The 7,740-nt window shown below is 68.1% G+C and carries 11 protein-coding genes and 1 pseudogene; 8 read left to right on the top strand and 4 right to left on the bottom strand.

Going from position 1 to position 7,740, the window contains the following annotated elements:
* The first annotated feature begins 184 nt into the window (after positions 1 to 184).
* The 3 genes from cobS to AC07N1_RS21935 all read left to right on the top strand — a co-directional run bounded on the left by cobS (position 185) and on the right by AC07N1_RS21935 (position 3,144).
* Positions 185 to 1,192 carry a cobaltochelatase subunit CobS gene (gene cobS, locus AC07N1_RS21945; protein WP_487290473.1) on the top strand — a complete coding sequence of 336 codons (1,008 nt, stop codon included), beginning with the start codon at positions 185 to 187 and terminating at the stop codon, positions 1,190 to 1,192.
* A gap of 290 nt (positions 1,193 to 1,482) precedes the next feature.
* The gene (locus AC07N1_RS21940) at positions 1,483 to 1,764 is read left to right on the top strand and encodes a hypothetical protein (protein ID WP_494673717.1); all 282 of its coding nucleotides are present in this window, start codon (positions 1,483 to 1,485) and stop codon (positions 1,762 to 1,764) included.
* A gap of 255 nt (positions 1,765 to 2,019) precedes the next feature.
* Positions 2,020 to 3,144, top strand: coding sequence for an NADH:flavin oxidoreductase/NADH oxidase (locus tag AC07N1_RS21935; RefSeq protein ID WP_494673716.1), 1,125 nt, complete (start codon positions 2,020 to 2,022; stop codon positions 3,142 to 3,144).
* Between the two features lie 50 nt (positions 3,145 to 3,194).
* On the opposite strand, the pseudogene AC07N1_RS21930 reads toward AC07N1_RS21935, so the two are convergent.
* Both AC07N1_RS21930 and AC07N1_RS21925 read right to left on the bottom strand, forming a co-directional pair.
* Positions 3,195 to 3,284: pseudogene (locus AC07N1_RS21930) on the bottom strand (hypothetical protein); the annotation flags it as partial.
* A gap of 54 nt (positions 3,285 to 3,338) precedes the next feature.
* Complete coding sequence (locus tag AC07N1_RS21925) at positions 3,339 to 3,797, bottom strand: Lrp/AsnC family transcriptional regulator (protein ID WP_494673715.1); 459 nt, start codon at positions 3,795 to 3,797, stop codon at positions 3,339 to 3,341.
* Between the two features lie 231 nt (positions 3,798 to 4,028).
* On the opposite strand from AC07N1_RS21925, the gene AC07N1_RS21920 reads away from it, so the two are divergent.
* Together AC07N1_RS21920 and AC07N1_RS21915 are read left to right on the top strand one after the other, a co-directional pair.
* Positions 4,029 to 4,712, top strand: coding sequence for an AzlC family ABC transporter permease (locus AC07N1_RS21920; protein WP_494673714.1), 684 nt, complete (start codon positions 4,029 to 4,031; stop codon positions 4,710 to 4,712).
* On the top strand, positions 4,709 to 5,008 hold the full coding sequence (locus tag AC07N1_RS21915) for an AzlD family protein (RefSeq protein ID WP_494673713.1): 300 nt from the start codon (positions 4,709 to 4,711) through the stop codon (positions 5,006 to 5,008). Before AC07N1_RS21920 ends, AC07N1_RS21915 begins: the two co-directional genes overlap by 4 nt.
* A 120-nt stretch (positions 5,009 to 5,128) precedes the next feature.
* On the opposite strand, the gene AC07N1_RS21910 is transcribed toward AC07N1_RS21915, so the two are convergent.
* Complete coding sequence (locus AC07N1_RS21910; protein ID WP_494673712.1) at positions 5,129 to 5,437, bottom strand: DUF6881 domain-containing protein; 309 nt, start codon at positions 5,435 to 5,437, stop codon at positions 5,129 to 5,131.
* Positions 5,438 to 5,518: 81 nt separating this feature from the next.
* On the opposite strand from AC07N1_RS21910, the gene AC07N1_RS21905 reads away from it, so the two are divergent.
* The 3 genes from AC07N1_RS21905 (at position 5,519) to AC07N1_RS21895 (ending at position 6,833) form a co-directional block, all read left to right on the top strand.
* Positions 5,519 to 6,064: a TetR family transcriptional regulator gene (locus AC07N1_RS21905; protein ID WP_494673711.1), complete on the top strand. Its 546-nt coding sequence runs from the start codon at positions 5,519 to 5,521 to the stop codon at positions 6,062 to 6,064.
* A gap of 140 nt (positions 6,065 to 6,204) precedes the next feature.
* The gene (locus AC07N1_RS21900; protein ID WP_494673710.1) at positions 6,205 to 6,486 is read left to right on the top strand and encodes a type II toxin-antitoxin system RelE/ParE family toxin; all 282 of its coding nucleotides are present in this window, start codon (positions 6,205 to 6,207) and stop codon (positions 6,484 to 6,486) included.
* A 26-nt stretch (positions 6,487 to 6,512) separates the two neighbouring features.
* Complete coding sequence (locus AC07N1_RS21895; RefSeq protein WP_110120603.1) at positions 6,513 to 6,833, top strand: HigA family addiction module antitoxin; 321 nt, start codon at positions 6,513 to 6,515, stop codon at positions 6,831 to 6,833.
* A 12-nt stretch (positions 6,834 to 6,845) separates the two neighbouring features.
* On the opposite strand, the gene AC07N1_RS21890 is transcribed toward AC07N1_RS21895, so the two are convergent.
* Positions 6,846 to 7,571 carry an NlpC/P60 family protein gene (locus AC07N1_RS21890; RefSeq protein ID WP_494673709.1) on the bottom strand — a complete coding sequence of 242 codons (726 nt, stop codon included), beginning with the start codon at positions 7,569 to 7,571 and terminating at the stop codon, positions 6,846 to 6,848.
* Positions 7,572 to 7,740 lie beyond the last annotated feature (169 nt).

The raw sequence follows: 7,740 nt of genomic DNA, 5'->3' as shown, positions 1-7,740 counted from the left end.
GCGTGACGGAGGGGACGACCGCCGCTGCCCCGCCCAGTCTCGCCCCCTCCACCACTTCGTGGTCCCCCTCCCCCGCACGCGGGGGAGGAGAAGAAAGCCGACACCTTCTCCCGCAAGGGGAGAAGGATGATTTTGACGCAATTCCCCCTTCCCCTCCCGGGGGTCGAAGCGCTAATCGGAAAACATGCCCGAACTGACCGACAGCCACGCCGCCGATCCCCTGATCACCCTGGCCCCGGACAAGTGGGTGACGCTTCGCGACGCCTTCGGCGTGGACAGCGACATGAAGGTTCCGGCCTTCAGCCATCGCGACAGCCACGTGCCGGAGATCGACAGCGCCTACCGCTTCGATCCGCAGACGACCAAGGCCATCTGCGCGGGCTTCGCCAAGGACCGCCGGGTGATGGTCCAGGGCTATCACGGCACCGGCAAGTCGACCCACATCGAGCAGATCGCCGCACGGCTGAACTGGCCGCTGGTGCGCGTGAACCTCGACAGCCACGTGTCGCGGATCGACCTGGTCGGCAAGGACGCCATCGTCCTGAAGGACGGCAAGCAGGTCACCGAATTCCGCGAAGGCATTCTTCCCTGGTCGCTGCAGCGCCCGATCGCGCTCGTTTTCGACGAATACGACGCCGGCCGTCCGGACGTGATGTTCGTCATCCAGCGCGTGCTGGAGGCCGGCGGCAAGCTGACCCTGCTCGACCAGAACCGGGTAATCCGCGCCAATCCCTATTTCCGGCTGTTCTCGACGACCAACACGATCGGTCTGGGCGACACCACCGGGCTCTATCACGGCACCCAGCAGATCAACCAAGGCCAGATGGACCGCTGGTCGATCGTCACCACGCTGAACTACCTCGAGCACGACGTCGAGGCGGCCATCGTGCTGGCCAAGAACCCGTCCTACGACAACGCCGAGGGCAAGCGCACCCTGGCGGCCATGGTCCGCGTGGCCGACATGACCCGCAACGCCTTCATGAACGGCGACATCTCGACCGTCATGAGCCCGCGCACGGTGATCACCTGGGCCCAGAACGCCGAGATCTTCGACGGCGACATTGGCCTGGCCTTCCGCCTGACCTTCCTCAACAAGTGCGACGAGCTGGAACGCCCGACCGTCGCCGAGTTCTACCAGCGCGCCTTCGGCCAGGACCTGCCGGAAAGCGCGGCGCGGGTGAAGGTGGCCTAAAGCGCCCCTTCCCCGTCCGGAAAGACCCGTCCGGAAAGATCGAAAGGCGGCCCCCGCGAGGAGGCCGCCTTTTTCGTTCTGCGATCCAGCCAACCATAAGCTTCGCCATGGAGCCTGCGTCTTCACGCGGGGACAAGCCGCCTGCGTCAGGCACAACTAAGCTGAGCTAGCTTGGAGTTGGGGCCGGCATTCTGGCAACACAATAGTAAGTGATGGAACTGGAGCTCAGCTCACTCGTTGTGCCCACACGGGCAATTTCAACTTCGCGGTTGCCCAACCGAGGAACTGCGATGAACGCGCTTATGACCTCTGATTTAGGCCCTTTGCACGTCCTGGCAACTGCAATCGCGACGCTATGCATTCTCGCACGCATTATCCGTCGCTGGCATTTGGAATATGAACGACTGCGCATCATCCGCGCGATTGTTTCTCAGCACGCCGTTAATCCGGAAAACGCGCCGGTTGATCTCGTGCAACTCATCTGGGGGCGCGACGAGGGTCGGAGGCCGCCACCTGGCAAGAAGCCGAATGGTGCGATCGGTCGTAAGACCCCGCCCGATCAGGCGGATTGACCGAGTAGGAATTCAGCAGCCGAGACAACTGTACTTCGGTGTGATGGTGGATGGACGGCCTGGCGAAAGCGGCGCGGAGCTGAGCGCCCTCCCCTTCTCCCGTCATTCCCGCCCTTGTGGCGGGAATGACGGGAGAAGGGGAAAGGGGAAGACCTGTGCCCCCAAGGCACAGCTGCTTTTCCACCATCGCCCTTGAGCCGCTCCGCCCGCGCCCACATCTGCGCCCTTCCTCCTCCCGCAAAGAGCACGTCCTTCATGTCCGCCCTGTTCACGCCCTTCCGCCTGAAGGACGCCGCCCTTCGCAATCGCATCGCCATCCCGCCGATGTGCCAGTACAGCGCCGAAGACGGCGTCGTGACCGACTGGCACCTGCCGCACTATGCGGGTCTCGCGCGCGGCGGGGCCGGCCTCGTCATCGTCGAGGCGACGGCGGTGTCGCCCGAGGGCCGCATCACCCCGGGCTGCACCGGCATCTGGACCGACGAGCAGGCGCAGGGCCTCGCCAAGATCGCCGCGGCCATCAAGGCGGCCGGCGCGGTGCCCGGCATCCAGATCGCCCACGCCGGCCGCAAGGCCAGCGCCAACCGTCCGTGGGAAGGCGACGATCATATCGCGCCGGGCGATCCGCGCGGCTGGGAGACCATCGCCCCCTCGGCGATCGCCTATGGCCAAGGCCTGCCCAAGGTTCCGCGCGAGATGACCCTGGCCGACATCGAGCGGGTCAAGGCCGACTTCGCCGCCGCCGCCCGCCGCGCCCGCGAGGCCGGCTTCGAGTGGCTGGAGCTGCACTTCGCCCACGGCTACCTGGCCCAGAGCTTCTTCTCGCGCCATTCCAACCACCGCACCGACCAGTACGGCGGAGACGCCCTGGCGCGCGGCCGGTTCATGGAAGAGACCCTGGCGGCCGTCCGCGCCGAATGGCCGGAGAACCTGCCGCTGACCGCCCGCTTCGGCGTGCTGGAATATGACGGCCACGACGAGGAGACCCTGGTCGAGTCGATCGACCTGACCCGCCGGATGAAGGCCGGGGGCCTCGACTTGCTGAACGTCAGCGTCGGCTTCACCATTCCCAACACCAGCATCCCGTGGGGCACGCCGTTCCTGGGGCCGATCGCCCGGCGGGTGCGCGAGGAGGCCGGCCTGCCGGTGGCCTCGTCCTGGGGCCTGGACGCCCCGCGCCTGGCCGAGCGCCTGGTGGCCGAGGAGCAGATGGACCTGGTGATGATCGGCCGCGCCCACCTGGCCAATCCGCACTACGCCTACGAGCTGGCCCAGGAACTGGGCGTCGAGCGTCCGACCTGGGCGACGCTGCCGGCGCCCTATGCGCACTGGCTGGACAAGTATCGTCCGGCGGCGGAACTGGCGGAGGCGGCGGAGTAACTACCCCTTCTCCCACCCCAAACCTCGTCATCCCGGAAAGCCCGCAGGGCTTATCCGGGACCCAGGGGCCGGCGCATCGCGGTCTGGCTAGCGCCTTCAGCCGCCGCCGACGTCACGTCGCTAGCCCCTGGGTCCCGGCTCTACGCGCTACGCGCTTCGGCCGGGATGACGACCTCGGGGACGGGAGAGGTGATTTACAGCGGCACCGCGAAGGTCTGCTTGACCGTCTGGGCCGGGATGTCGGTCTTGACGTTGAGCACGCCGCGGATGCGGCTGAGATGGTCGGCCTGGAAGCGGCGATAGGCGGCGATGTCGGCGGCGACGACGCGCAGCAGCATGTCGCAGTCGCCGAGCATGACGTAGCACTCGACCACCTCGGGCAGCTTGTTGATCTCGGCGACGAAGTGGTCGACGGCGTCCTCGTGCTGCGAGTTCAGCCAGATGCGGGTGAAGAAGGTCTGGCCCCGGCCGACCTTGGCCGCGTCGACCACCGCCACGTAGCGGGCGATCACCCCCGACTCCTCCAGGATCCGCACCCGGCGCAGGCAGGGCGAGGGCGACAGGCCCACGCGCTTGGCCAGTTCGGCGTTCTGGATGCGGCCGTCCTTCTGCAGTTCGCGCAGGATGCGGCGGTCGATGTCGTCGAGCTTCATGGAATCTACTGCCAGAATTTGGCGATCAGCATCGCCCTGATGCCAATCCTGGAGCATATGGGAGCATGATCGCAACCCGATTGCGCGGGGTTTGCGCTAGGCTGCCAATCCTTCCCGCAACCGCTCTTCCCCCGGTCGCCCATGACAATAGAAACCTGCGCTCCCGCCGCCATGACTGGCGACGGGCCCTCCGAACTGCGTTCTGAATTCAGGCCTGAATTCCGGCGAGGCGTGGTCGCCTCGCTGCCGGTGACGGCCGGCTTCGTGCCGTTCGCCCTGGTGCTGGGCGCCCAAGCCGCCCAGAAGGGCCTGAACGTCGCCGAGACCCCGCTGATGACGGGCCTCAACTTCGCCGGCGGCTCGGAGTTCGCGGCCATCGGCCTGTGGACCTCTCCGCCGCACCTGCTGCTGATCGCCGCCGTCACCCTGATGATCAACAGCCGCCACCTGCTGATGGGCGCGGCGCTGACACCGTTCCTCAAGGGCCTGCCCAAGCGCCGGGTGCTGCCGGCCCTCTTTCTCATGTGCGACGAGAGCTGGGCCATGGCCCTGGCCGATGCGAAGGCGCGCGGGACCTTCAGCCTGGCGCACTATCTGGGCGTCGCCCTGCCGATGTGGCTGGCCTGGATCGCCTTCACCGCCCTGGGCGCGATGGTGGGGCCAGTGCTGGGAAACGTCGAGACCCTGGGCTTCGACATGGCCTTCCCGGCGATCTTCCTCGTGCTGCTGCGCGGCATGTGGAAGAGCTTTTCGGCGGCGCGGCCCTGGCTGGTCAGCCTGGCGGTCGCCGCCTGCGGCCACCTGCTGGCGCCGGGGGCCTGGACAGTGGCGGCCGGCGCCCTGGCCGGCCTGCTGAGCGCCTGGCTGTGGGCCGGCGGCGAGCAGCGGGAAGAAAAAGAAGGAGCGGCGGCATGATCTCCCTGCCCGTCCTGGCGACCATCCTGGCCATGGCCGCCGTCACCTACCTGACCCGCATCGGCGGCTATCTGGTGCTGCGGAACCGCACGCTGGGGCCGCGCGCCACGGCGGTGATGGAGGCCGCGCCCGGCTGCGTGCTGATCGCGGTGATCGCCCCGCACTTCGTCTCGCCCCGCCCGGCCGACCTGCTGGCCCTGGCGATCACCTTCGTCGCGGCCCTGCGCCTGCCGATGCTGGCCGTGGTGCCGATCGGCATACTGGCGGCCGGCGGACTGCGGTGGCTGCTGGGGTAGGGCTCCGGGGGTGAAAACCTCGTCCTTCGACAAGCTCAGGATGAGGTTTTTCTACTGCCCGAGCTTGTAAATGGTCCTCATCCTGAGCTTGTCGAAGGACGAGGACCACGCACGACCCCCTCAGGCGTCCGGCCGCCAGGCGGCTTCGAACGCGGCCGGCTCGATCTGGACCAGCGACATCCGCTCGTCGCCCTCGACGGCCTCGTAGCCGGCCCGCAGGTTCTCGGTGCTCTCGTAGAAATCGCCGTCGGTGAGGTTCTCGGCCTCGCGGCCGGCGTAGTTCTCGACGGTGTCGCGCTCGCGGCGGCCGTCGCGGAAGACATCGACCATGCGCAGCACGCGGCCGTCCTCGTCGACCTCGTAGAACAGGGTGACGGGCTCTTCGGCGTGGTCGTGGGTCCAGTCGCAGCGGTAGTGGGAAAGGCTCATGGCCGCTCCTTTCCCCCGCTGCGCTGCGCGAGGCAAGGCCCGCCCTTGTCTTCCTCGAGGGGCGCGGCCATCTCTTCTTCCATGACCACGCCCGCCGAAGACCTGCTCGACCGCGCGGCCGCCGCGGCCCTGTCGCTGGCCGCCGAACGTCCCTGGCCGCAGATCGCCCTGCGCGACATCGCCGTCGCCGCGGGCGCGCCGTTCGCCGAGCTCTATGTGAAAGCCGACAGCAAGGCCAAGGTGCTGAGCCACCTGTCGCGCCGCTTCGACCAGGCGGCGCTGAACGCCGACGCCGGCGAGGGCGCGGCCGCCCATGACCGCCTGTTCGACGCCGCCATGGCCCGCGTCGAGGCCATGGAACCCCACCGCCACGCCCTCATCGCCATCGCCAAGTCCGAAGGCCTGCCCCGCTCGGCCGCCCGCTTCCCCAGGACCGCCCGGGCGATCCTCGAGGCGGCGAGCGTCGAGGCCACGCCGGTGCGGCTGGCGGCCATGACCGCCGTCTGGGCCCGCACCCTGCAGGTCTGGCGCGACGACGAAGGCGCCCTGAACCGCACCATGGCCGAACTCGACAAGCGCCTGAAACAGATGGCCGAGCAGCTGGGCAAGGTCGGCGCGGGGTTCTAGAGGCGCAATCTATGAGCGCATCATTGCCCTACAAATCCCGCCAAGGTTAAGCTTGTTCGTCGACGAGCGGTCGTAGCGCGCTGCGCTACATTCTGCTCGACATTCGTAGCGCGTTACGCTACACATGATGGCGGACATTGATGATCCAAAGCTGGAAGAGCGACGCCGCCAAAGCCGTCTTCCTGGGACATTCGCCCAAGGGCTTTCCCGCCGATCTGGTGCGGCGAGCCCGTCGGGTGTTGACCCAGCTGAATGCGGTCACCGAGGCGGCGCAGATGCGCATACCGCCCGGCAACCGCCTGCACGCCTTGGACGGGGACCGGGCCGGCGAGTGGTCGGTCAGCGTCAACGACCAGTTCCGGATCACCTTCCGGTGGGGCGACGACGGACCGGAAGACGTCTGGTTCGGCGACTATCACTGAGCGCATGAGTGCGAAGGACACGAACGATGAGCGACACCTTCCTCGATCTCGACTTCGTCTCGCCCCTGCCGCACCCCGGCGAGATCCTGCGCGAGGACTTCATGGCGCCGATGGGCCTGACGGCCGGCGCGCTGGCCAAGGCCATGGGGCTGAAGGACCGCACGCGGATCGAGCGCCTGACCCGCGAGACCCAGCCGGTGACCCCCGACACGGCCCTGCGGCTGGAGCGGGTGTTTTCCATGGACGCGCGGTTCTGGATGAACCTTCAGGCCCAGCACGACCTGTCCCGGACGGTGATCGAACGCCGCGCCGACCTGGAAGCGATCCAGCCGCTGGTCGCGGCCTGAGCCTCGTTCCCCCTAAGCCTCGTTCCAGGACAGGCTGCTGTTGCGGGCCACCTTGATCGCGCGGGCGACGGGCGGGGGGACGGTGGCGGGCCAGCGGGCGGCGACGAAGCGTTCCTTGGTCAGCCAGGCGAGCGAGACGCTGTCGGACTGGTTGCCGCCGAGGATGCGATAGGCCCCGTCGTCCTCGCCGGCGTAGAAGCCGACATGGCCCTTGCCGCTGCCCCGGCCGTCGCGCCAGAACACCATCACCGCGCCCGGGGTCGGGGCGGTGGGAATGCCGAAGCGCTCCCAGGCGCGGGCCGACAGCAGGCCCGACGGGGTGGGTTCGCGGTCGAGGGTGGCCGAGACGCAGTGGCCCACGAAGAGGCCGCACCAAGGCACGTCGTCGCCGGTGTAGATGCTCTTGAGGCCCTGGTCGGAGGCCCAGTCGATGATCTCGGGATTGTCGCCGCGACCGGGCTTCTCGCGGGTGCCGATCAGCCGGCGGGCCTCCTGGAACCAGACCAGGCTCGGATCGTCGAAATCGGCCAGGGTCAGGGGCGTGGGCGCGTTGACCGCCGGGGCGCCCTGGAACAGCGCCGCCAGGGTCAGGGGGCCGACCACGCCGTCGGGCTCGAGCCCGTGCTTGAGCTGGAAGCGGCGGACGGCGGCCACCGTGGCCCGCCCCCACACCCCGTCGATCGGCCCGGGCGTATAGCCGCGCGCCGCCAGCTGCTGCTGTATGTCCTTGATTTTCATGACCGCAACTCCGTTGCATATCGACGTTATCCGAACGACAAGCCGCGCCATAAGTCAATCATGGAGTGCATTACTCGGATTACGCGCAATACTTACATCGGCGCGACGTCGGAAACGGTCGCGCCCCCAGCCGGATCCCCCTTCCCCAATCCGTCCTTCCCCGCGAAGG

The organism is Caulobacter sp. GW821-FHT09B11, from assembly GCF_059418205.1.
This window is presented reverse-complemented; position numbering and strand designations above follow the sequence as displayed.

Excerpts from the sequence above, each read along its gene's own strand:
- cobS (WP_487290473.1), top strand. The coding sequence starts at position 185 with ATGCCCGAACTGACCGACAGCCACGCCGCCGATCCCCTGATCACCCTG.
- AC07N1_RS21910 (WP_494673712.1), bottom strand. The coding sequence starts at position 5,437 with ATGAGCCTTTCCCACTACCGCTGCGACTGGACCCACGACCACGCCGAA.
- AC07N1_RS21935 (WP_494673716.1), top strand. The coding sequence starts at position 2,020 with ATGTCCGCCCTGTTCACGCCCTTCCGCCTGAAGGACGCCGCCCTTCGC.
- AC07N1_RS21925 (WP_494673715.1), bottom strand. The coding sequence starts at position 3,797 with ATGAAGCTCGACGACATCGACCGCCGCATCCTGCGCGAACTGCAGAAG.
- AC07N1_RS21915 (WP_494673713.1), top strand. The coding sequence starts at position 4,709 with ATGATCTCCCTGCCCGTCCTGGCGACCATCCTGGCCATGGCCGCCGTC.
- AC07N1_RS21900 (WP_494673710.1), top strand. The coding sequence starts at position 6,205 with ATGATCCAAAGCTGGAAGAGCGACGCCGCCAAAGCCGTCTTCCTGGGA.
- AC07N1_RS21895 (WP_110120603.1), top strand. The coding sequence starts at position 6,513 with ATGAGCGACACCTTCCTCGATCTCGACTTCGTCTCGCCCCTGCCGCAC.
- AC07N1_RS21890 (WP_494673709.1), bottom strand. The coding sequence starts at position 7,571 with ATGAAAATCAAGGACATACAGCAGCAGCTGGCGGCGCGCGGCTATACG.
- AC07N1_RS21940 (WP_494673717.1), top strand. The coding sequence starts at position 1,483 with ATGAACGCGCTTATGACCTCTGATTTAGGCCCTTTGCACGTCCTGGCA.
- AC07N1_RS21905 (WP_494673711.1), top strand. The coding sequence starts at position 5,519 with ATGACCACGCCCGCCGAAGACCTGCTCGACCGCGCGGCCGCCGCGGCC.